Origin of the sequence: Buchnera aphidicola (Muscaphis stroyani) (genome assembly GCF_005080865.1) — a bacterium.
GTDB lineage: Bacteria > Pseudomonadota > Gammaproteobacteria > Enterobacterales > Enterobacteriaceae > Buchnera > Buchnera aphidicola_AG.
Window position 1 is genome coordinate 208,550 of sequence record NZ_CP034861.1, and the last position, 24,079, is coordinate 232,628.

Consider the following 24,079-nt stretch of genomic DNA (forward strand, 5'->3'; position numbering starts at 1 on the left):
GAAATAAAAAAACTAAAAGATTTAGAGATTTTTATAATATTAACGAATTGTTTTACCAGAGAAATTTAAGATCTTTATAGAGGTAATAATCTATGATTTATGTAAAAAATTTGTATTTTCTCATCAAATATTGTTTGAAAATTTTATTTTTTAATAATTTTTTCAAAGTAAATTTAAAAAATATAAAATATTAAATTTAAAAATTCTTTTTTTGTAAATATTATAAATCACTTTTTTATCAAAACTTAATCAGTATTATTATAGATAATGTTTTTGTAAATTTAAAAAATTATAAAATAAAAAATTATTAATCAATCTAAAAATTAAATTATGAGAATTAGAGTATGTTAATAAAATTATTAACTAAAATATTTGGCAATCGAAATGATAGGATTTTGAATAAATTTAAGAAAATAGTTTTTTCTATTAATGAATTAGAGAAAAATTTTGAATTATTATCTGATAAACAGCTACAAGACAATACAAAGTTATTTCGTTTAAGATTAAATCAAGGTGAAACTTTAAATGAGTTATTGCCAGAAGCTTTTGCCACAGTAAGAGAAGCTAGTAAAAGAATTTTTAATATGCGTCATTTTGATGTTCAAATCCTTGGAGGAATAGTATTGAACACACAATGCATTGCAGAGATGAGAACAGGTGAAGGAAAAACTTTAACTTCAACATTGCCTGCATACTTAAATGCATTAAGTGGAAAAGGTGTTCATATTGTAACAATGAACGATTATTTAGCTGAACGAGATGCTAAAAAAAATGCTCCATTATTTGAATTTCTCGGTTTAAAAGTAGGCTTAAATTTATCTAATAAATCTTTAAAAGAAAAAAGAATCGCTTATTTGTCTGACATAACTTACGGAACTAATAACGAATATGGATTTGATTATTTACGTGATAATATGATTTTTTTTCCAGAAGAAAAAGTTCAACGTGAATTAAATTATGCTCTCTTAGATGAAGTTGATTCTATCTTGATAGACGAATCTAGAACGCCTTTAATCATTTCTGGACCTTCTGAAGATAGTTCTAATTTATATTTAGAAGCTAACAAAATTGTTCCTTTTTTAAAATTTCAACATAAAGAAGATTCAGATGATTTTCATGGAAAAGGTCATTTTTCAATTGATGAAAAATCAAAACAAGTTTATTTAACAGAACGTGGATTAATTAAAATTGAAGAAATTCTACGTAATAAAAAATTAATGCATTTAAAAGAATCTTTATATTCTTCAAACAATATAATATTAATGCATCATATAATATCTGCTCTACGTGCTCACAAATTGTTTATTAAAGATATAGACTATTTGGTTAAAGATGACAATGTCATTATCGTAGATGAACATACTGGTCGTACCGTTCCAGGAAGAAGATGGTCAGATGGCCTTCATCAAGCAATAGAGGCGAAAGAAAACGTTACTGTTCAAAATGAAAATCAAACGTTGGCATCTATTACTTTTCAAAACTATTTTAGATTGTATAAAAAAATAGCAGGTATGACAGGAACAGCCGAAACGGAAGCTTTTGAATTTAGTTCAATTTATAATCTTGATACTATTGTGATACCCACTAATCAACCAATGATTCGAAGAGATATGTCTGATCTTGTATATATGACCGAAAAAGAAAAGATTCGTGCTATTATTAAAGACATACAACAGTGTATAAAAAATAATAGACCAGTTTTAGTTGGTACAGTATCTATTGAAAAGTCAGAGCTTATCTCTAAAAAATTAAAAAATTTAAACATTAAACACAGTGTTTTAAATGCTAAATTTCATGCTAAAGAAGCAGATATAATTTCTCAGGCTGGTAAACCAGGATTTGTTACTATTGCTACTAATATGGCTGGTCGTGGAACAGACATAGTCCTTGGAGGAAATTTAGATTCTGAATTGCATAAAAATTCAAAAATTTCTTTAGATGAATTAAAAAAAATTAAAATAAATTGGAAAAAACAGCATGATTTAGTTGTTTTTTCTGGTGGATTGCATATTATTGGCACTGAAAGACACGAGTCTCGTAGAATTGATAATCAATTAAGAGGTCGATCTGGTCGTCAAGGAGATAGTGGCTCTTCACGTTTTTACCTTTCAATGGAAGATTCGCTAATGAGAATTTTTGCATCTGATAAAATTATAAGTATGATGAAAAAATTAGGTTTATCTTCTAATGAAGCAATTGAGCATCCTTGGGTTACTAAAGCTATAGAAAATGCTCAAAAAAAAGTAGAAGCTAGAAATTTTGAAATGAGAAAGCAATTATTAGAGTACGATGATATTTCTAACGAACAGCGTCGAGTTATTTATGCTCAAAGAAATAAGTTAATTAACGCAATTGACATTAAAAAAACAATAGACAATATTTTGCAAGATGTTTTTACTAAAATTGTAAAAATGTATACTACTAAAAATTATAAAAAAAATGAGTGGAAAATTGTTGAATTAGAAAATAAAATAATTACTGATTTTAATTTAAAAATATCAATTAAAACATGGATCTTAAAAAATTCTTGTTTTAATCAAGAACAAATTATAAACAAAATTATTCAATGTGTAAAAACTAATTATTTTAATAAAGAACGCTTAATAGGATCAAAGCATATGAGAACAATTGAAAAATCTATTATGCTGCAGACTTTAGATTCTCTTTGGAAAGAACACTTATCATCTATGGATTATTTAAGACAAGGTATTCATTTGAGAGGATATGCTCAAAAAGATCCAAAACAAGAATATAAATTAGAATCTTTTCATATGTTCTCAAATATGTTAGAACTATTAAAATACGAAGTAATATCTTTTCTGGTAAAACTTGATTATTCTGAAATGAGTAATCAGATAAATTCTGATATTTCAAAGTCATTGTTTAATAATACTCACATTAGTCGAAATAAAGCTTGCACTTGTGGATCAGGCAGAAAATATAAGCACTGCCATGGGCGTCTATAAAATTTTTTAATTGGTAATTCATATAATGAATCATGTACAAGTAGCAATTGGAATAATCATAAAAAATAATAAAGTTTATATTACTCAAGGTCAAAACAAAGATAAAATGTGGGAGTTCCCTGGAGGAAAAGTTAAAAAAAATGAAAATATTATCCATGGATTAAAGAGAGAACTAATTGAAGAAGTTGGAATTAAAATTATAAAATTTAAGTTTTTAAAGTATATTGAATTTAATAAAAAGAGTACTCAATTAAGATTAAATTTTTTTTTAATTCAGAAATGGAAAGGGAATCCTTATAGTAGAGAAAGATTTTTATACAAGTGGATATCTTTTTATGATTTAAAATTTATAAATTTTTTACCTGCAAATTTTGATATTATTAATTTAATTAATGAACATAAAAATATTTATGTAAACTATTAATAATAGATTAAATGTTTTATTTCAATGAAATATTGTTAATTTATTTTTTTTGAAATTTTTTAATTTTTTATTTTTTTTTGATAATAGAGTGTATAAAGAATCAAAATAATAAGAATACCAATCTAGTTTGTGAATTTTTTCGTTGTTATAAATAATATCATCTGATACAGATATTCTTTCATATCGAGTTGATTGTAGGGAAACAATTTTTTTAGCTTCTTCACTATTGATTTTATCTCTTTGAATCATTCGTTTTATTTGAACTTTTATAGGCGCATCAACTAATAGAATACGATTTACTCTTTTTTCTAATTTCTTTTCAATTAGTAATGGAACTACCCATAAGCACCAAACAGATTTTTTTGATTTTATTTGTAATTGACTTTCTTTATATATTTTTGGATGTAATAAATTTTCTAACCATAATTTGTTATTTTTATTATAAAAAATATATTTTTTTAAAACTGATCGATTTATTGAATTATCAATGTTTAGTACTTTTCGTCCAAATTTTTTTTTAATAGCATTAAATACTAAAAAATTATTTTCTATTATTTTTTTTGAAATAACGTCAGAATCGACAACATGAATTCCAATTTTTTTAAAACTATTAGATATAGTAGTTTTTCCGCTACAAATACCTCCAGTAAGTGCTACAATATAAGTCATAATTGTTAATAAATATTGTGATGTAAAGTATTTTAATTAAATATTTTAAATTTAGGTTGTTTCCAAAATTAATAAATAGATCTAATGTAAAGTAGGATGTCAATTCATGCGTATTGAAGAAGATATAAAATTAGGTTTTAAAGATGTTTTAATTCGACCAAAGAGGTCTACACTTAAAAGTCGTTCATTAGTTAATCTTACACGTAATTTTTATTTTAAATATTCTAATCAAAAATGGTCTGGAATTCCAATAATTGCTTCAAATATGGATACAATCGGAACTTTTAATATGGCAAAATCTTTATCAGAATTTAATATATTAACTGCAGTTCATAAGTATTATTCTATTAATGATTGGAATCATTTTATTAAATCATCTTCTAAAGACATATTAAATCATGTAATTGTATCAATTGGAACATCTAATTTAGATTTTATAAAAATTAAGCAGATTTTTCTATTAACTTCTGAAATTAAATATATTTGTATTGATGTGGCTAATGGTTATTCTGAGCATTTTGTATCTTTTTTAAAAAAAATTAGAAATTTTTTTAAAGATAAAATTATTTGTGCAGGAAATGTTGCAACTGGAGAAATGGTAGAAGAACTTATATTGTCTGGAGCTGATATAGTAAAAGTTGGTATTGGACCAGGTTCAGTATGTACTACTCGAATAAAAACTGGAGTGGGTTATCCTCAACTTTCAGCTATCATAGAGTGTTCTGATGCTGCACACGGATTAGGTGGTCAAATTATTAGCGATGGAGGATGCTCTGTTTCTGGGGATATTGCTAAAGCTTTTGGTGGAGGAGCTGATTTTGTTATGTTAGGAGGAATGCTTTCAGGTCATAATGAGTGTTCAGGAGAAATTATTGAAGAAAAATCAAAAAAGTTTATGTTATTTTATGGAATGAGTTCTAAATCAGCAATGAATCTTCATACTGGAGGAATAGCAGAGTATCGAGCATCAGAAGGAAAAACTGTAAAAGTACCTTTTAGAGGTAGCGTTTATGCAACTGTTAGTGATATTTTAGGAGGTTTGCGTTCTTCTTGTACTTATGTTGGAGCTTCAAAATTAAAAGAGCTAACTAAAAGAACTACTTTTATAAAGGTTACTGAGCAAGAGAATTGTGTTTTTAACAATGTTAAAAAATAAGTAAAAAATTAATAGCGCGCAACACATCATTAACATTTGATGTAAAAAATTAATAAAATTAATTATATTATATTTATTTAATTTTATTGATTTTTTATTACTTTATAATTAATGTTGAATTTTTTAATAATACATAAAACATTTTTTTATTGTTTATAAAATTAACTAATTTCATATCTTTAATTAAATTAAATATTTAATTTTTTAAAGATATGTAATAATTTAAGGAATTTATACCATGTCAGAACGTTTTTATGATGACGTGGATCCAGTCGAAACCAGTGATTGGGTGGAAGCGATTGAATCTGTTATACGTAATGAAGGGTTAGAAAGAGCTAAGTTTTTGATTGAACAAATTCTAAAAAAATCTAAGATAAATAGAGTTGATTTTTTTCGGTTCTTTTCTACTAGTGACTATATTAATACTATATCTAAAGAAGATGAAGTTCAATATCCCGGAAATCTTGCATTGGAAAAGCGAATTTGTTCAGCAATTCGATGGAATGCTATAATGATGGTCTTAAGAGCATCAAAAAAAAATTTAGAATTGGGTGGTCATCTATCTTCTTTTCAATCATCAGCAACAATGTATGAAGTTTGTTTTAACCATTTTTTCCGCGCTAAAAACAAAAATGATGGAGGTGATTTAGTTTATTTTCAAGGACATATTGCTCCTGGTATCTATTCTAGAGCTTTCTTAGAAGGTCGTTTGTTGGAAGATCAGATTGATAATTTTAGACAAGAAGTTCATGGCAAAGGTCTGCCTTCTTATCCTCATCCTAAATTAATGCCCCATTTTTGGCAGTTTCCAACAGTTTCTATGGGATTAGGTCCTATCTGTGCAATTTATCAAGCAAAATTTTTAAAATATCTAAAAAATAGAAAATTAAAAAATACTTCTAAGCAAACAGTTTATGCTTTTATAGGTGATGGAGAAATGGATGAACCTGAATCTAAAGGTGCTATTTCTGTGGCTGTTCGTGAAAAGTTAGATAATTTAATATTTATAATTAATTGTAATTTGCAAAGATTAGATGGACCAGTGATTGGTAACGGAAAAATTGTTAATGAATTAGAAAGTTTTTTTTATGGAGCTGGATGGGAAGTAATAAAAGTTATATGGGGTAGCAAATGGGACGTTTTATTAAAAAAAGATAAAACTGGAAAGTTAATTCAATTAATGAATGAAACGTTGGATGGTGATTATCAAACATTTAAATCTAAAGATGGAGCATATGTTCGAAAACATTTTTTTGGAAGATATAGTGAAACGTTAACATTAGTGAAAGATATGACCGATGAAGAAATATGGAAACTTAATAGAGGAGGTCATGATCCTATAAAAATGTTTAATGCTTTAAGAAGAGCTAGTTTTGTCAAAGATAAACCAACAGTTATTTTAGCTCATACTGTTAAAGGTTATGGAATGGGTGTAATTGCAGAAGGAAAAAATATTGCTCATCAAATAAAAAAAATTAATATAAACGGAATTAGATATATTCGAGATCGTTTTAAAATCCCTGTTTCTGATGATAATATTGAGAAATTACCATATATTCATTTTAAAAAAAATTCTAAAGAATACGATTATATACATCAAAAAAGAAAAGAATTAGGTGGTTATCTCCCTTTTCGATTATCAAAATTTACTGCATTATTAATTTTACCAAAGCTAAAAGATTTTAAATCTTTGCTAGAAAAACAAAATAAAGATATTTCAACCACTATAGCTTTCGTACGCGTTTTAAATATTATTTTGAAAAATAATTTTATAAAAGACTTAATAGTACCAATTATTGCAGATGAAGCCCGTACTTTTGGAATGGAGGGTCTATTTCGAAAAATTGGAATTTATAATCTAAGAGGTCAAAAATATATTCCTCAAGATAGAGAACAATTAGCATATTACAAGGAAGAAAAAAAAGGTCAAATATTACAAGAAGGAATCAATGAATTAGGAGCTGCCTCTTCTTGGTTAGCAGCAGCCACTTCTTATAGTACAAACGATTTTCCAATGATTCCTTTTTATATTTATTATTCAATTTTTGGTTTTCAACGAATAGGTGATTTATTTTGGGCGGCTGGTGATCAGCAAGCAAGAGGTTTTTTGATTGGAGGTACATCTGGACGGACTACTTTAAATGGTGAAGGATTGCAGCATGAAGATGGTCATAGTCATATACAATCTTTAACGATTCCAAATTGCATATCTTATGATCCTTGTTTTGCTTATGAAGTTGCTGTTATTATTCAAGACGGGATAAGACGAATGTATGGAGAAATGCAAGAAAATATATACTATTATATTACTACTACTAATGAAAATTATCATATGCCAGAAATGCCTAAGGGAATTGAAAAAGGAATATGCCGAGGCATTTACAAATTAAAAACTTTATTAGGAACTTCATTAAAAGTTCAATTGATGGGTTCTGGAGCTATTTTACGTTCAGTTTGTGAAGCTGCTGAAATTTTATTAAAGGATTATTCTATTACTACTGATATTTATAGTGTTACATCATTTACAGAGTTAGCTAGAAATGGATCAGATTGCGAAAGATGGAATATGCTTCATCCTGGTCAAGAAAATAAAATAGCATATATAAAAAAAGTAATGAACACAGCTCCTGCAGTTGCTGCAACAGATTATATGAAATTGTTTGCTGAACAAATTCGTCATTTTATTCCAGCAATTAAGTATTATGTTTTAGGGACAGATGGTTTTGGTCGTTCAGATAGTCGTGAAAATCTTCGGGATCATTTTGAAATAAATTCACATTATATCGTAGTAGCTGCATTAAGTCTATTAGCAGAATTGAATAATATTAGTAAAATTGTTGTAGAAGATGCAATTATTAAGTTTAACATTAACATAGATAAAATTAATCCTCGTTTATCTTGATAGGTAAAAAAAAGTGGATATCGAAGTAAAAGTACCAGATATTGGTTTAGATGAAGCAGAAGTAACAGAGATATTAGTGACAATTGGTCAAAAAATAGAATTAGAGCAAGGATTAATTACTATAGAAGGAGATAAATCTTCTATAGAAATACCTTCACCTTTTTCAGGAATTGTTCACAATATTAATGTTAAAATTGGAGATAAAGTTAGAACTTCTTCGATTATAATGATTCTTAAAACTAATGTTATTCATGATACTAAAAAAGAAGAAAATTTCCAAAAAATTAAAAAAACAAATTTATTAAATAATAATAATATTGATATTGATGTCAACAGAAAGATTAAAAATAAAAATTTATTTCATGCTACACCAGTTATTCGACGTTTAGCAAGAAATTTAAATATTGATCTAAATAAAATAAATGGTTCTGGTCGTAAAAATCGAATTTTGAAAGAAGATATAATACTATATAAAAAAAATAATTTTTCTGAATTGGGAAAATATAATATTTCAATAGAAAGTTACTCAAATTCTAATCATATAGAAAACGAGAAAATAAAGCTCACTTCTATTCAAAAATTAGTTGGTCATAATTTGTATCAAAATTGGATAAATGTGCCTCATGTAACTCATTTTGATGAAGCTAATGTTACAATATTAGAAGCTTTTCGTAAGAAGTATAATAATGAAAAAAAAGAAGAAAAACATGGTAACAATATTACTATGTTAGTTTTTATTATAAAAGTAGTATCTTATGCTTTAGAAAAGTTTCCGATTTTTAACAGTTCTTTATCTTTAGATAAAGAATCAATTATCTTTAAAAAATATATTAATATTGGTGTTGCTATAAGTATAAAAAACGGATTAGTTGTACCTGTTTTAAGAGATGTTAATAAAAAAAATATTACTCAACTGTCTAATGAATTAATATTGATGTCAAAAAAAGCACGTGAAGAAAAGTTAAGCTCATCAGATATGAAAAAAGGATGTTTTACAATATCTAATTTGGGAAGTATCGGAGGATCTTGGTTTTCTCCAATTGTAAATTCTCCAGAAGTCGCTATTCTTGGTGTTTCAAAATCCACAATAAAACCATTTTGGGATGGAAAAAATTTTGTTCCTTCTTTAATGTTACCATTGTCTTTATCATATGATCACCGTGTAATAAATGGAGCAGATGCTGCTTATTTTATGACGTTTATCAGAAAAGTACTGTCTGATATTCATTTTTTAATCATGTAATTTTATAAAATTTCATTTTAATGATTTTTTTTAAAAATTTTTTATTAAAGAGGTTACAATGCACCAAGAAATTCATGTACAAGTTGCAGTAATTGGTTCAGGTCCATCAGGATATTCCGCTGCTTTTCGATGCTCTGATTTAGGTTTAGATACCATTTTGATAGAGCGATATGACACGTTAGGAGGCGTTTGCTTAAATGTTGGATGTATTCCATCTAAGTCGTTATTACACATAGCTAAAGTAATAAAAGAAGCAAAAGAGCTGTCTGATACAGGAGTTTTTTTTGATAAACCAGTAATTAATATAGAAAAAATTAGAAATTGGAAGAATAGTGTTATACATAAATTAACTAGTTCATTGTCTCAAATGAGAAAAAAAAGAAATATTAAAATTATTCAGGGACATGCAATTTTTGATTCTAATAAAAATTTATTCGTTAAAGGAATAAAAAATGATTTAACTATTCATTTCGAAAATGCAATTATTGCAACAGGTTCAAAACCTATAAAATTACCTTTGATGTCTGAAAATAATTCTATGATATGGGATTCTACTGATGCTTTGTTATTAAACAACATACCTAATCGTTTTTTAATTATAGGAAGTGGAATTATTGGTTTAGAAATGGCAACAATATATAGCGCTTTAGGGTCAAAAGTTGACATAGTAGATCGATTTCAACAGTTTCTTCCTGCGATTGATCAAGATGTTACCAACGTATATTTAAAAGCAATGAATAAAAAATTTAACATATTATTAAATACTCATGTGGAGAAAGTGAATTTTAAAGATAATGTTTTATCAGCAAAAATAATAAGAGAAAGCGGATCTGAAGATCACTTAAACTATGACGCGATATTAGTTGCTATAGGAAGAAAGCCTAATATTGATGCTTTGGGTCTCGATCGAATAGGATTAAAGATTAATGATCTTGGTTTTATTGAAGTAAATCAACAATTAAAAACAAATGTAAAAAACATTTATGCTGTTGGAGATGTAACTGGAATGCCTATGCTAGCTCATAAAGGAATACATGAAGGGCGCATTGCGGCAGAAGTCATTTCCGGAAAAAATCATTATTTTGAACCTAAGGTAATTCCATCTGTAGCATATACGGAACCAGAAATTGCTTGTGTTGGAGTGAGCGAGAGAGAAGCAATTAAAAAAAATATAAACTATGAAGTTGCAAAGTTCTCATGGAGTGGATCCGGAAGAGCGATGGCATCTAATTGCAGTGTAGGATTAACAAAATTAATCTTTGATAAAAATAATAATCAAATTATTGGGGGATCTATAGTAGGAACTAATGCGGGAGAGCTAATTGGTGAAATTGGATTAGCAATTGAAATGGGATGTGATTCAGAAGACATTGCATTAACTATTCATTCACATCCTACTTTAAATGAATCTATTGGTTTGGCTTCAGAAATTTTTCAAGGAACAATTACTGATTTATTAAATATAAAGAAAAATAAATAGGAATTAATATTTACGTAAAAAAGAAAAGATTATATAAAAATTGATCTTCTTTTTTTTACGAAAATATTATTTGATATTTTGATTTTTTAAAAAAATTTAATTTTTTCTCAATAAAACATATTCTATAACTAAAAAATGTATTTTTTAAACAAAAATTTTTTATTTTAACAATTATATTCTATTAGGTTTTGACATTGAAATATTTTTTCCATAATATATTTCTTTCATTTCTTTTAATACTAAACGAGTAATGTGAGAACGTTCTTCTTGTTTTATATCTTCTAAACTAGCGTTAAATAAATAATTTTTTAAATCAAATTCTTTAATTAACATTCGAGTATGAAAAATGTTTTCTTGATGTATATTAACATCAAACATTTTATACATTGATTTAATGTCGTTAGACATAAAATTTTGAACAGAATTAATCTCATGGTCGATAAAGTGTTTAATTCCATAAATATCTCTAGTAAAGCCTCGTACTCGATATTCAATAGTTACAATGTCTGATTCTAATTTATGTATCAGATAATTTAAAGCATTAAGAGGAGATATAATTCCGCATGTTGAAACTTCAATATCAGCGCGAAAAGTACAAATTCCATTTTGAGGATGACTTTCAGGATACGTATGTACACAAATATGACTTTTATCTAAATGAGCAAGAACAGAAGATGGTAATATATTAGTATTATTTAAAATATTAATTTTATCTGAATGTATTGGTTCTTCACATACTAAAATAGTGACACTTGCGCCTTGAGGTTCGTAGTCTTGATAGCATATATTTAAAACGTTAGCACCAATAATTGAACAAGTTTTTTTTAAAATTTTAGTCAACCGAATAGCATTATATTGTTCATCAATATAAGAAATATAGCTATTTCGCAAATAATTAGTATTTGTATAACAAATGTCATAGATACAAAAACTTAGGCTTTTAGTTAGATTATTAAAGCCATGCAATTTTAGTTTTTGCAATTTCTTTGCTCTCTTTTATGAAAGGATTTTTAACTTTTATCTAATGTGTTGAGAATATATTGAGGTAGATTAAAGCTATTCATATGAATTTTAGCATTATAGTAATTAAAGTATAACTGTTTGTTTTTTATTTTTAATTTTAAATCTTTAAAATTAATTTTACGCCATGCTTTATGATCAGTTCCCCAACAAAAAAGCATTGTTCCTCCGTAATAAGTTGGAACATGTGCTTGATAAAATTGTACATCATAAAAATATTTTTTTAATTTTTTGTAAGTAAGAAGAATTTCTTTTTTTTGAAGAAAAAAAACACCATTTTGTGATACAAAAATTCCATTTTTAACTAGACGTTTTTTGCAATTGGAATAAAATTCTAATGAGAATAGTTTTTTACCGCAGCCAATAGGGTCTGTTGAATCTGATATAATTAGATCAAATTTTTTTTTTGTATTTTTAATAAATATTGATGCGTCATCAATAATTAATTTTAAACGAGAATCATTATAAGCATTTTTACTGTGATTAGGAAAATATTTTTTGCATAAACTAATAATATTTAAATCAATTTCAACCATAGTTATGCTTTCAATATTCATGTGACGACATACTTCACGCAGTATTCCTCCGTCTCCACCGCCTATGATTAATACTTTTTTTATTGATTCATGAGAAAATATAGGAACGTGAGTTAACATTTCATGATATATAAATTCATCTTTTTCTGTTGTTTGAACCACTCCATCAATTGTCATAATTTTTCCCATAATAGAATTTTTAAATATTTTTACTTCGTGATATGGTGTTTTGTTTTCATATAATAATTGATCTATTAAAAAATATTGCCCAAGATTATTGTAAAGTTTTTCATGCCATATTTTTTGATTATGCATGGTTATTAAGTATCCTACAAAATATAGAGTTGTAAATTATTTAAAGATGAATGCTATAAATTTGAACATAGTTAAAATAATATAATTTTTATTAGATTTTTTTAAAAAGAATGATAGTTATCTTTCATAATAATTTTTTCTTAAAATATTATAAAACATAAAAATATAAATTCTGTTGTAAATTAAATCATTTATTTAATTATTTAAGATTAATGACATTTTCCAATACAATTTTAACTGCTTTTGAAGATTTATTTGATGCAATGGAAATATTTTTTTTAAAATTTTTAGTAGCACTGTTATCTGAAAAGTCAGATATTGATTTTATAGCTATAAAAGGAACATTAAATTTATAACATACTTGAGCTATTGCAGCAGATTCCATTTCAACAGCTATTGCGGAAGGAAATAATTTTTTTAATTTTTTTACATAGGAACAATCTCTGACAAAAGAATCGCCGCTAATGAGTAATCCATTAAAAAAATTAAATTTAAATTTATAAAAAATTTTTTTAAAAATGTTGTATATGTTAGAATTTATAACAAAATTTTTGGGAAAACAAGGAACTTGTCCAAGATCATATCCAAAATTAGTTAAATTGACATCATAGTAACATATTTTTTTAGGAAAAATAATGTCTCCTACATGTAGCGATTGATGCAAGCTTCCTGAAGAACCATTGTTAATAATAAGATCAGGTTTATATAAATTAATAAGAAGCATAGTTGACATACTGGCACACACTTTTCCTATTCCAGATTTAATCAGTATGATATTAATTTCTTTAAATTTTCCTTTATAAATTTTAAAAGATGATATTTTTTTTTTTTGATATGGATATAAGATATTTTTTAATGTTTTAATTTCGTCTTCAATAGCTGCTATTATTCCAATTTTCATATTTTTTAAATATTTATGTGTTATAAAATAAAATGCATAAATAATAACTAATACACAATAAAATGTATACGTTTTAAATGCTAAATGATGAACCACATCCACATGTATTTTTTGCATTGGGATTAGAAATTATAAATTTTGAACCTTCTAAGTTTTCTATATAGTCAATTTCTCCGCCATACAGGTACTGCAGACTAATAGGATCAATGATTAAATCAGTATTGCACTGATTGATAATTATATCATCTTTATTAATCTTGTCGTCCAAAATAAATTGATATTGAAAACCACTGCACCCACCTCCGCTAATATATACTCTTAATTTTAAATTTTTATTTTTTTTTTCTAAGATCAGATTTTGTATTTTTTGAGCTGCTTTATCAGAAAAATTAATGTATTTTTTAATTTTATTTTTCATTTTTTTCTCAAAATATTTTATATGATATTTATAAAACAATTTTTTTATTTTAATGTAAAAAATTTTATATATTTATACAGTGTAAATGATATTTGTTAAATTTAAATAAGTTAATAAAAAAATTATTAATGTTAATTAATAAAATATTTTTAATTAAATTAAAAAACAATTTTAACATCAAAATCAAAAAAATATTAGAAATCTTATTTTCTATATTTTAGATAAATGTGTAAAATCCATGCGCCGATAGATTCTTGACTATTCATTGGCGCAGGTTATTTGCAAATTAATATAACATAATTATACTTATTTAAAAAAATATATTGACTGTATTAAATAATTTTTTATCAAACAACTATTTTCGTTAATTAATATATATTTATTAATTCAATAAATCCTTAAAAGATATTAATCAGATTTTTTTCTGAGAAAGGAAGGAATATCTAAATATTCTGTTTCTCTGTTTTTTTTATGTTCTTGTTTTATCGCATCTATCTTTATGTTTTTTTTGTCTGATATATTTAGAGATTTATTTAAATATTGGTAACGATAATCCATTAATATTTTTTTAGAAGATTTATTTTTTTCTTGATTTATATCTGCACACATTTCCATTCCAATACCTGTAGCTACTACTGTTACACGAAGAGTGTCATTCATGTCTGGATCTAATGAGGTTCCTATGACTACTGTAGCATTGTCTGAAGCGAAAGATCTAATTGTATTTCCTACTGTTTCAAATTCATCTAGTTTTAAGTCAAATCCGGCAGTAATGTTAACTAAAACTCCACGAGCGCCTGAAAGATCTATATCTTCTAATAAGGGACTTGATATAGCTATTTCAGCGGCCTCTTCTGCTCGGCTCTCTCCTGAAGAAATTCCAGTTCCCATCATAGCATATCCCATTTCCAACATTACGGTTCGAACGTCAGCAAAATCAACATTCATTAATCCTGGTCTTGTAATTAACTCTGCAATACCTTGTACAGCCCCTTTTAAAATGTTATTAGCAGCACTAAAAGCATCTAATAAGGAGATTCCTCTACTTAAAACTTTTAATAATTTATCATTAGGAATAGTAATTAAGGAATCTACATATTTAGATAATTCAACAACTCCTTGATCTGCTACAATAATTCTCTTTTTCCCTTCAAAATTAAAAGGTTTAGTTACTACCGCAACGGTTAAAATACCTAATTCTTTAGCTATTTCAGCCACTACAGGAGCAGCTCCAGTTCCAGTTCCGCCTCCCATTCCAGCTGCTATAAAAACCATATCAGAACCTTCGAGAGCTGATTTAACTAATTCTTTATCTTCTTCTGCTGAAGTTTTTCCAATTTCTGGATTGGCTCCAGCTCCTAATCCTTTAGTTATATTGTTACCTATTTGTATAGTTTGCTCTACTTCTATTTTTCTTAAAGCTTGAGCATCAGTGTTGATTGCAAAAAATTCAACTCCTTCAATTCGTTCACGTACCATATGCTCTACTGCATTTCCCCCTCCACCTCCAACACCAATTACCTTAATTATTGCATTATTACTTAATTCTGAAGGCTCAAACATGATCTGATTCCGTTTATCTATTTTATATTATATAAAATTACTGAATACAATTCTTTAGAATTCTTTTTTAAACCAATTATTAATTTTTTGAATCCATGATTCAATGAAGGAATATTTTTTGTATGTATCCTTCATATGAAAATAAGATTCTTTCCCATATTGCAACAATCCAATTGTTGTTGAATAGCTTGGTTCTTTTATTTGTTCTGTTAATCCAGAAACATTCAAAGGATCTGCAATTCGAACTGGTTTATAAAATATTTTTTCTGCGCATTCTGATAAAAGTTCAATATTAGAAGCTCCTCCTGTAAGTACAATTCCTCCAGATAATTGATATATTTCTCTATTTTTATATAGTTTTTTTTGAATGTGAATGATTCTTTGGTTTACTAAAGATAATAATTCAATATATCTTGATTCAATTACTTCTATTAATGAATCTTGTTTTACATTTTTTTCAAGATGCCCATTCAAATTATAAAAATCAATATTTTTAGATGCGCTATTAGATGATTTTTTTGCAGAACCGTATTGAATTTTGATAGTTTCAGCATGACTATTCGAAGCACTAAAAGCATAAGCAATATCGCTGGTTACTGTATTTCCTGCATATGGAATTACTTGGCTATCTTGTATGGATCCATTAATATAAATAGTAAAATCCATTGTCCCTCCTCCAATGTCAATCATACATACTCCAAGTTTTTTTTCATCTTCAGTTAGTACTGCTTTGCTAGATGCTAAACCTGAAAAAATAACTTGATCAACTTTTAATCCGCATTTCTCTACAGCTTTAACCATGTTTTTGGCTATGCTGTGATGACAAGTAATTATATGAACTTTAACTTGCATACGCATCCCAGATAAACCTATAGGATTTTTTATTCCAGACTGTTGATCAATGGAATATTCTTGAGGAATTACATGCAATATATGATGTTCATTAAGAATCTGAACAGATTTTGCAGTATGTATAACATTTTCGATATCTTTTTTTGTTACTTCATCTTCATCAATGGGAACTATTCCTATTTCATTTTGGCAATTGATATATTTACTAGATAACGATAAGTATACTGAATTTATTTGGCAATTAGATGTAATTTCGGCTTGATTTATAGATTTTTTGATGCATTTTACCACTGCATCCAGATTATTAATACGACCTTTATCCATTCCTTTAGATGAGCATGTTCCAATCCCAATTACTTTAATTTCACCATTGTCAATAATTTCTCCTACTAAAGTTGTAACTTTAGTGGTTCCAAGTTCTAATGCGACTACTAATTTTTTATCTTTTGACGTGATCATCGCTCTTTGACCTGTACTCTATTTCTTTGATAACAAAATATTGTCTTTTTACATCTATCTAATTTTGAGACTTTGATTATATGTTATCTTTATTCAAATTTATTATTTATATTTAAAATGTTTAATACTAAGTCATCAAATGAAATTCCATATTTTTTTGCTGAAATTGGGACTAAGCTTTGATCAGTCATTCCAGGAATTGTATTTACTTCTAACAACCAAAATTGATTTTTTTCGTCCAAAATTACATCAATTCTTCCGCATCCACTACATCCTATTGTTTTCCATGCTTTCATTGCTAATTGTTTTAATTCTTTTTCTTTATTAATCTCTAATTTACTGGGGCAAATATATTGCGTAGAAGAAGAAAAATATTTAGCATTATAATCATAAAAGAAATTTTTTGTAGAAATTTGAATAGTAGGTAATATTTTGTTGTTTAAAATAGATACTGTGTATTCTTTTCCCTTTAAAAACGTTTCAATAAGAACATTGTCATCATAAAAAAATGCGTGTTTTAAAGCTTTTTTAATATTTTTAGAATGATAAACTAACGTAATGCCTATACTAGATCCTTGGCTATTAGGTTTCACGAGAATTGGGAATTTTAATTTTAATATTTTTTTTATAATAGTTGGATATAAAAATTCTTTGATTTCTTTTTTTTGAAGATAAATATAAGGTCCTATCGGAAGGTTAACAGATTTCCATAATAATTTTGTTTGTAGTTTATTGATAGAAATAGAAGAAGCCATAATTCCACTTCCAGTATATGGTATATTTAAATATTCAAGAACTCCTTGAATACTTCCGTCTTCTCCTCCTTTTCCATGAAGGGCAATGTATGCTTTTTTAAAATTCTGTTTCTTCAAATGAATGATAGGAAAATCGCGAACGTCAATTGGGTACGCAGATAGTCCAGATTTTATTAAACTTTTAAGAATAGAATATCCAGACTTTATAGAAATTTCTCTTTCAGAAGAATTCCCGCCTAATAATACTGCTATTTTATTATTCATATTTTCACTTTTTTATTTTTTTAAAGATTTTATACATTATTTCTCCTATATTTCCAGCTCCTTGAATGAGAATAATGTCATTTTCATTCAGACAATTAATAATTGTAGAAAGTATTAATTTATTATTTTTTATAAAAACTGCATTTGTTTTTTTTGTTTTTTTTATATCATGATATAATGATAAGCTATCTGATCCAGAAATAAATGATTCACCTGAAGAGTATACATTTAATATCAAAAGATGATCAACTCTTGATAGCACTTTTATAAATTCGTGATACAAATCTCTTGTCCTTGTGTATCGGTGAGGTTGAAAAATCATGATTAAATTCTTTTTAGGCCAACTTATTCTTATTGTTTTAATTGTTTCAGACAGTTCTGTAGGATGATGACCATAATCGTCTATTAACATAACGGTTCCATAATAGATGTTATTATAATTAATAGAAAATGTTCCTAAAAATTCAAATCTTCTTTGAGTTCCTTTAAACTTTTTTAGTGATTTAACAATATATTTATCTTTAATTCCTTGGTATGTTGCTAAACATATCGCTGCTGATGCATTTAATGCGTTATGTCTTCCGGGTATGTTTAATGTTATATTTAAAGGAAAATGCTGTTTTCTGATTAATTTAAATTTTCCACAAAAATTTTTTTGTTCATAAAAAATTATTTGAAAATCAGCTGTTTTATCAAATCCGTATGTTAATAAATTACATTGTATTTTTGGTAAAATTTCTCGAACGGCACAGTTATCTATACATACGATGGCTATTCCATCTGATGGTATTTTATTTAAAAAATTTAAAAATGTATTTTTTAATTTTTTGAAACTTCCGTTATAATAATCAAGATGATCAGGTTCAATGTTAGTTATAACAGCTATTTTAGGACTTAAATAAAAAAAAGAGGCATCACTTTCATCAGCTTCGACTATAAAGTAAGGGCTACTTCCAAGTTGAGCAGAAGTGTTAATTGATTTTATTATTCCTCCATTAATAAAAGTAGGATTTAAACCACTTGAAATATATATTTCAGTAATCATTGAAGTAGTGGTAGTTTTTCCATGTGTTCCAGAAATCGAAATTCCAAATCTAAAGTTCATTAATGCTCTTAGTATTGTTGATCTTAATAGAACAGGAATATTCATCTTTTTAGCTGCTATAATTTCTGGATTATTTTTTTGAATTGCATTAGATATAATTATAAAATCAACATTTTTAATATTTTTTTCTGTATGCTTAAAATATATAATTGCTCCTTTTTTAATTAATTTATCTGTCATTTTGTTCTTAAATAAATCTGATCCGCTAATTTGATATCCTAATTTTATCAAAATTAAAGCAATACCACTCATTCCAGATCCACCAATCCCAATTAAATGAATTTTTTTATTTTTTTTTTAAAATTAATAAAATCATATTTCTGTAGATAATTCATGATCATTTTTTATTTTTTAATGTAAAACTCTTGAAAAATGTAAAAAATATATTTTTTATTTTTGATTAGCTATTTTACTAATTATACTAGAAATTTTTAATGCAGAATTTCGAACACCAAGAGAATACGCTTTTTTTGACATTATTAACAATTTTTTTCTGTTTAACTTTTGAATAATTTGAACAATGATTCGTGCATTAAGTTTTAATTGATCAACAATTTGTGCGGCACCAATAGAATGCAGTTCCAATGCGTTGAGATATTGCTGCTTATCTTTATGTGGATAAGGTATAAATATTGCAGCCAATCCCACTACGGATATTTCACTTACAGTTAAGGCTCCAGAACGACAAATAATTAAATCTGCCCATCTGTATGCAAGATTGATATGTTCGATAAAATTATCTATTTTATAGTTATAAAATCCATATTGATTATATTTTTTTTCTATTTTTTTTATTGAAAAATTTCCAATTTGATGCCAAATAGTAATTTTTTTTTTTAATAAAAAACAAACTTTTGGTAAAATTTTGTTTAAAATTAAAGATCCTTGACTTCCTCCCATTATTAGTATTCTCAAAGGACCTTTTCGATTTTTGAATCGATGAATAGGTTTAGGAATTTTAACAATATTTTCTCGGATTGGATTTCCTGATACTATGGCGTTTTTTAATGTTCCTGAAAATGCTTGTATATTTTTGGTAGAAATTTTAGATAAAAATTTATTTGTAATTCCTGCTACTTTATTTTGTTCATGTATGATAAGTGGAATTTTTAAATTCCAAGCGGCAATTGCTCCTGGACCAGATACATATCCTCCCATGCCTAAAATAACATCTGGAGACCAATCTTTTATAACTTTCTTAACTTTAAAATAAGAAAATAGTAAACGAACAGGAAGCGATATTAATGTTGTAAAATCAGCATTAATAAATCCTTTAATATTAATGAAAGTAATCTTTATTCCGTATTTAGGAATTACTTTAGATTCTATGCTGTTTTTTTTTCCAATCCAATGAATTTCCCATCCTTTTTTAATTAAATCACATGCGATGGACAGTCCCGGAAAAACATGTCCACCACTTCCTCCTGCCATAATAATTATTTTTTTGCAAATCATCGATCACCTTTCGAAAAAGCTTGTGATGCTCTTATTTTTGTTTCAAAATCTATTCTTAAGAGAAAAAAAATCGATATTAAATTTATTATTAAACTTGAACCACCATAACTAACTAACGGAAAAGTTAATCCTTTAGTTGGTAGAAGACCAGTAGCAGCTCCAACATTGATAAATGTTTGAAAACTAAACCATATACCGATAGAAAATGCTAAAAATCCAGAAAACACTTGTTTCTTTTTTATAGCATTTTTTCCGATATGTATAGCTCTAAAAGAAATTAAAAAAATCATTAATAGTACAAAAAAAGATCCTGCATATCCTAATTCTTCACCTATAATAGAAAATATAAAATCACTGTGAGCTTCAGGTAAATAATGAAGTTTTTGTATTGAATTTCCTAATCCTTGACCAAAAAAATGACCTCTTCCCAGTGCTATTAATGATTGTGTTAATTGATATCCATTACCGAATGGATCTTCCCAGGGATGCCAAAAAGATGTAATTCTTTTAATTCGATATGGATTCATCATTATCAATAATATCAAAGTACAAATACCTATTAAAATAATTGATATAAATTGAACTATTTTTACTCCAGAAAGAAATAAAACAGATAAAACAGTAAAAATCAACACAATTACTGTACCTAAATCAGGTTCAAGTAATAACAAAATTGATTCTAATACTATTATACATATAGGTTTTAAAAAACTCCAAAAACTATTGCTGACTTGATTAATTTTACGTGATAAATAGCTAGATACATAAAGAAATGAAGAAATTTTGCATAACTCTGAAGGTTGCATATGAAATAATCCCAAATTTATCCATCTACAGGATCCGTTTTTTGGATTTCCTATTAATAAAACAAGAAAAAGAAAAAATATGGCGATCATTAGTATTGCACTGCTATTTTTTTTCCAAAAAACCATTGGAATTTTTAAAAAAAAAATGATATTATGAATGTAATAAAAAAATAACAAATTTCTCTTTTTTCAAAAAAAAATGGATCATGATACAAACTTTCTCCTAACGGAAGAGATGCTGAAGTTATCATCACAAATCCAATAACAGATAAACTTAAAGTTAACCATAACAACATTCGATCATACAAAATAGGGCTATATTTTTTAGTACTCTTTTTTTTATTTAAATATTTTTTTTTATTATGTGATTTATTACATAAAAATTTATAGAAAAACATCAACTAATTTCCTTTACTAGTTTAGTAAAAAATTCACCTCTTTCTTGAAAATTAGAGAATTGATCCAAACTGCTGCAACCTGGAGATAATAAAACAACATCACCTGGGATAGCTTTTTTTGAAATTAAAATAACAGCTTGTTCTAAGCTTTTGATATAAATAGATTTTTTTTTATATATTTTAGCAAGACTATTTCCATCTTTTCCAAAACAATAGATTTTAATTTTTAATTTTTTAAAAAAATGCTTTAAACTATTAAAATTTGCCGATTTACTGTCTCCTCCTAGTAATAACCATATTGTCCCTTTAATTTTTAAATTTTTTAAAGCAACTTTTGTGTTTTCTACATTGGTAGATTTAGAATCATTAATCCAATGAATTTGATTTTTAAAATGTATTGTTTGAAACCGATGTGGTAAATTTGAAAAATTTTTTATTGTATTTATTGAATAATTTCTGTCAATTTTAATTTGATCGCATATTGCAATTGATACTAATGCGTTGATGTAATTATGATGTCCTTTTATTAACATTTGATTTGTATTAATAATTTTTTTATTTTTATGACATAAAAAAATTTTTTTTCTGTAATATCGAATTTGATAATTGCTGTTTTTAGTTCCAAAGCTCACGTATTTTTTTAAAGAAAATTTTTCTGAAATATTTAATATTTCATTTGAATTTATTATACAAACATCTGCGTTATTATATACAGATGTTTTTATCTTTTTATACTGTTGATATCCTTCTGGATATCGATTTATATGATCTTCACTAATGTTTAACACAACAGCTATTTTTGATTTTAAATGAAATGTTGTTTCTAGCTGAAAACTAGATAATTCAATAATGTATAAATTAGATTTTTTTTCAAGCATATTTAAAACAGGCAATCCAATGTTTCCTCCTAATGCAGTTTTGTAACCAGCATTTCTGGCTATTCTTTCAACCATTGTGGATACAGTACTTTTTCCATTAGTTCCCGTAATAGAAATAATAGGATATTTTGCTTCTCTAGCAAATAACTCAATATCACTAATAATTTCAATTTTCATTAAACGAGCTTTTTTTAAAATAGGCTTAAATGAAGATATTCCAGGGCTTATAATAATCAAATCTGATTCTAATATCCAATTTTCTTCAAGATTTCCAATTTTATACATAATGTTTTTTGGTATTTGATTTAAAAAAGTAGGTGAATGAGATTCATCTATTATTTTTGGAAGAATTCCTTTTTTTAAAAAGTAATTGATGCATGATATTCCAGTTAATCCCATTCCTAAAATTAATATTTTTTTCCCAAAATAATTGTACGACATTAATGCACCTTTATAGAAGCAATTCCAATTAGTACTGATAAAAACGAAATAATCCAAAATCTAATAATGATAATAGGTTCAGGCAATCCTTTAATTTCATAGTGATGATGAATTGGAGCCATGAGAAAAATTCTTTTTTTTCTGATTTTAAACGATATAATTTGGAGAATAACAGATATAGTTTCTATTATGAATACGATTCCCATAATGATAAGTAAAAATTCTTGGTGTAATAAAACTGCTATTGCTCCTAAAGATCCTCCTAATGAAAGAGATCCTACATCTCCCATAAAAATTTGAGATGGGTAAGTATTAAACCATAAAAAACCTAGTCCTGATCCTGCTATTGACGCGCATAATATAGTTAATTCGCTGGAATTTCTTATATAAAAAATGTTAAAAATATCAGAATAATCAGAATATCCGGTTAATAAAGAAATAAATGCAAAACCGCATGCTAATAATATTAATGGAAAAATGGCTAAACCATCTAGTCCATCCGTTAGATTTACTGCATTGCTAGTTCCTACAACAACAAAATAAGATAAAAAAATATTAAAATAATTGATGTGAAGAACTATTTTATGAAAAAAAGGGATTATAAATTGATGAGGAGTTATATTTTGCCCATATATATAAATACTATATTCAAAAATCAAGGAAACAATGGAAAGCCAGAAATATTTCCATTTTAAAGGAATTCCTTTAGAATTGTTACATTTAATCTTTTTATAATCATCTATAAAACCAATTAATCCATATCCTATTAAAACACTTATTACAGACCAAATATAGAAATTAGATAAATCAGAGTATAAAATTATAGATGTTAGTATGGAAATAATAACAAATAATCCTCCCATAGTTGGAGTGTTTTTTTTTAAAAAGTGTGTTTTTGGTCCATTTTTTCTTATGATTTGATATATTTTTAATTTTTTAAAACAATTTATAAAGAATTTCCCAATGTATATATTAAAAAAAAAAGAAGTTAATAAACTTAATATTGATCGAATTATAATGCAAGTTAATGAATGATAATCATAATTAAGATGTTGATTAATTAAAAAAAACAT

Annotated in this window: 18 protein-coding genes and 2 pseudogenes; 7 read left to right on the top strand and 13 right to left on the bottom strand. The window is 26.2% G+C overall.

Going from position 1 to position 24,079, the window contains the following annotated elements:
- Positions 1–344: 344 nt before the first annotated feature.
- The 3 genes and pseudogenes from secA to D9V75_RS00965 form a co-directional block, all read left to right on the top strand.
- Positions 345–2,822, top strand: a pseudogene (secA, locus tag D9V75_RS00960) (preprotein translocase subunit SecA); the annotation flags it as partial.
- A gap of 21 nt (positions 2,823–2,843) precedes the next feature.
- Positions 2,844–2,966 carry an SEC-C metal-binding domain-containing protein gene (locus tag D9V75_RS03080; RefSeq protein WP_410051788.1) on the top strand — a complete coding sequence of 41 codons (123 nt, stop codon included), beginning with the start codon at positions 2,844–2,846 and terminating at the stop codon, positions 2,964–2,966.
- A gap of 25 nt (positions 2,967–2,991) precedes the next feature.
- Positions 2,992–3,390 (top strand): NUDIX domain-containing protein, encoded by a 399-nt coding sequence (locus D9V75_RS00965; protein ID WP_158343392.1) that lies wholly within the window; start codon positions 2,992–2,994, stop codon positions 3,388–3,390.
- 21 nt (positions 3,391–3,411) lie between these two features.
- On the opposite strand, the gene coaE is transcribed toward D9V75_RS00965, so the two are convergent.
- Entirely contained in the window at positions 3,412–4,059 is a 648-nt protein-coding gene (coaE, locus tag D9V75_RS00970; RefSeq protein ID WP_158343394.1) for a dephospho-CoA kinase, read from the bottom strand.
- 106 nt (positions 4,060–4,165) lie between these two features.
- Between coaE and D9V75_RS00975 the strand changes: the two genes are divergently transcribed.
- The 4 genes from D9V75_RS00975 to lpdA all read left to right on the top strand — a co-directional run bounded on the left by D9V75_RS00975 (position 4,166) and on the right by lpdA (position 10,840).
- Positions 4,166–5,215 (top strand): GMP reductase, encoded by a 1,050-nt coding sequence (locus tag D9V75_RS00975; protein ID WP_158343396.1) that lies wholly within the window; start codon positions 4,166–4,168, stop codon positions 5,213–5,215.
- Positions 5,216–5,453: 238 nt separating this feature from the next.
- Complete coding sequence (gene aceE / locus D9V75_RS00980) at positions 5,454–8,117, top strand: pyruvate dehydrogenase (acetyl-transferring), homodimeric type (protein WP_158343398.1); 2,664 nt, start codon at positions 5,454–5,456, stop codon at positions 8,115–8,117.
- Between the two features lie 13 nt (positions 8,118–8,130).
- The gene (locus tag D9V75_RS00985) at positions 8,131–9,360 is read left to right on the top strand and encodes a 2-oxo acid dehydrogenase subunit E2 (protein ID WP_158343400.1); all 1,230 of its coding nucleotides are present in this window, start codon (positions 8,131–8,133) and stop codon (positions 9,358–9,360) included.
- A gap of 58 nt (positions 9,361–9,418) precedes the next feature.
- Positions 9,419–10,840 (top strand): dihydrolipoyl dehydrogenase, encoded by a 1,422-nt coding sequence (gene lpdA / locus D9V75_RS00990; protein WP_158343402.1) that lies wholly within the window; start codon positions 9,419–9,421, stop codon positions 10,838–10,840.
- A gap of 171 nt (positions 10,841–11,011) precedes the next feature.
- Here lpdA and speD read toward each other — a convergent pair whose 3' ends face one another.
- The 12 genes and pseudogenes from speD to mraY form a co-directional block, all read right to left on the bottom strand.
- Entirely contained in the window at positions 11,012–11,821 is an 810-nt protein-coding gene (speD, locus tag D9V75_RS00995) for an adenosylmethionine decarboxylase (RefSeq protein ID WP_158343404.1), read from the bottom strand.
- A 29-nt stretch (positions 11,822–11,850) separates the two neighbouring features.
- Positions 11,851–12,711 (bottom strand): polyamine aminopropyltransferase, encoded by an 861-nt coding sequence (gene speE, locus D9V75_RS01000; RefSeq protein WP_158343406.1) that lies wholly within the window; start codon positions 12,709–12,711, stop codon positions 11,851–11,853.
- 199 nt (positions 12,712–12,910) lie between these two features.
- Positions 12,911–13,612, bottom strand: a complete 702-nt coding sequence (locus D9V75_RS01005) for a 5'-methylthioadenosine/adenosylhomocysteine nucleosidase (protein WP_158343408.1) — start codon at positions 13,610–13,612, stop codon at positions 12,911–12,913.
- Between the two features lie 73 nt (positions 13,613–13,685).
- Complete coding sequence (erpA, locus tag D9V75_RS01010) at positions 13,686–14,030, bottom strand: iron-sulfur cluster insertion protein ErpA (RefSeq protein ID WP_158343409.1); 345 nt, start codon at positions 14,028–14,030, stop codon at positions 13,686–13,688.
- Positions 14,031–14,438: 408 nt separating this feature from the next.
- Entirely contained in the window at positions 14,439–15,593 is a 1,155-nt protein-coding gene (gene ftsZ / locus D9V75_RS01015) for a cell division protein FtsZ (RefSeq protein WP_158343411.1), read from the bottom strand.
- Between the two features lie 54 nt (positions 15,594–15,647).
- On the bottom strand, positions 15,648–16,904 hold the full coding sequence (gene ftsA / locus D9V75_RS01020) for a cell division protein FtsA (protein WP_158343413.1): 1,257 nt from the start codon (positions 16,902–16,904) through the stop codon (positions 15,648–15,650).
- Positions 16,905–16,993: 89 nt separating this feature from the next.
- Positions 16,994–17,923 (bottom strand): D-alanine--D-alanine ligase, encoded by a 930-nt coding sequence (locus D9V75_RS01025; RefSeq protein ID WP_158343415.1) that lies wholly within the window; start codon positions 17,921–17,923, stop codon positions 16,994–16,996.
- Positions 17,924–17,927: 4 nt separating this feature from the next.
- A complete protein-coding gene (murC, locus tag D9V75_RS01030; protein ID WP_261979445.1) occupies positions 17,928–19,310 on the bottom strand; it encodes a UDP-N-acetylmuramate--L-alanine ligase in 1,383 nt (460 codons plus the stop codon).
- A 108-nt stretch (positions 19,311–19,418) separates the two neighbouring features.
- Positions 19,419–20,483 carry an undecaprenyldiphospho-muramoylpentapeptide beta-N-acetylglucosaminyltransferase gene (murG, locus tag D9V75_RS01035; RefSeq protein ID WP_158343419.1) on the bottom strand — a complete coding sequence of 355 codons (1,065 nt, stop codon included), beginning with the start codon at positions 20,481–20,483 and terminating at the stop codon, positions 19,419–19,421.
- Positions 20,480–21,687 (bottom strand): annotated as a pseudogene (gene ftsW / locus D9V75_RS01040) (cell division protein FtsW). Before ftsW ends, murG begins: the two are co-directional and overlap by 4 nt.
- Positions 21,687–23,006, bottom strand: coding sequence for a UDP-N-acetylmuramoyl-L-alanine--D-glutamate ligase (murD, locus tag D9V75_RS01045; RefSeq protein WP_158343421.1), 1,320 nt, complete (start codon positions 23,004–23,006; stop codon positions 21,687–21,689). Before murD ends, ftsW begins: the two are co-directional and overlap by 1 nt.
- The gene (gene mraY / locus D9V75_RS01050) at positions 23,006–24,079 is read right to left on the bottom strand and encodes a phospho-N-acetylmuramoyl-pentapeptide-transferase (RefSeq protein WP_158343424.1); all 1,074 of its coding nucleotides are present in this window, start codon (positions 24,077–24,079) and stop codon (positions 23,006–23,008) included. Before mraY ends, murD begins: the two co-directional genes overlap by 1 nt.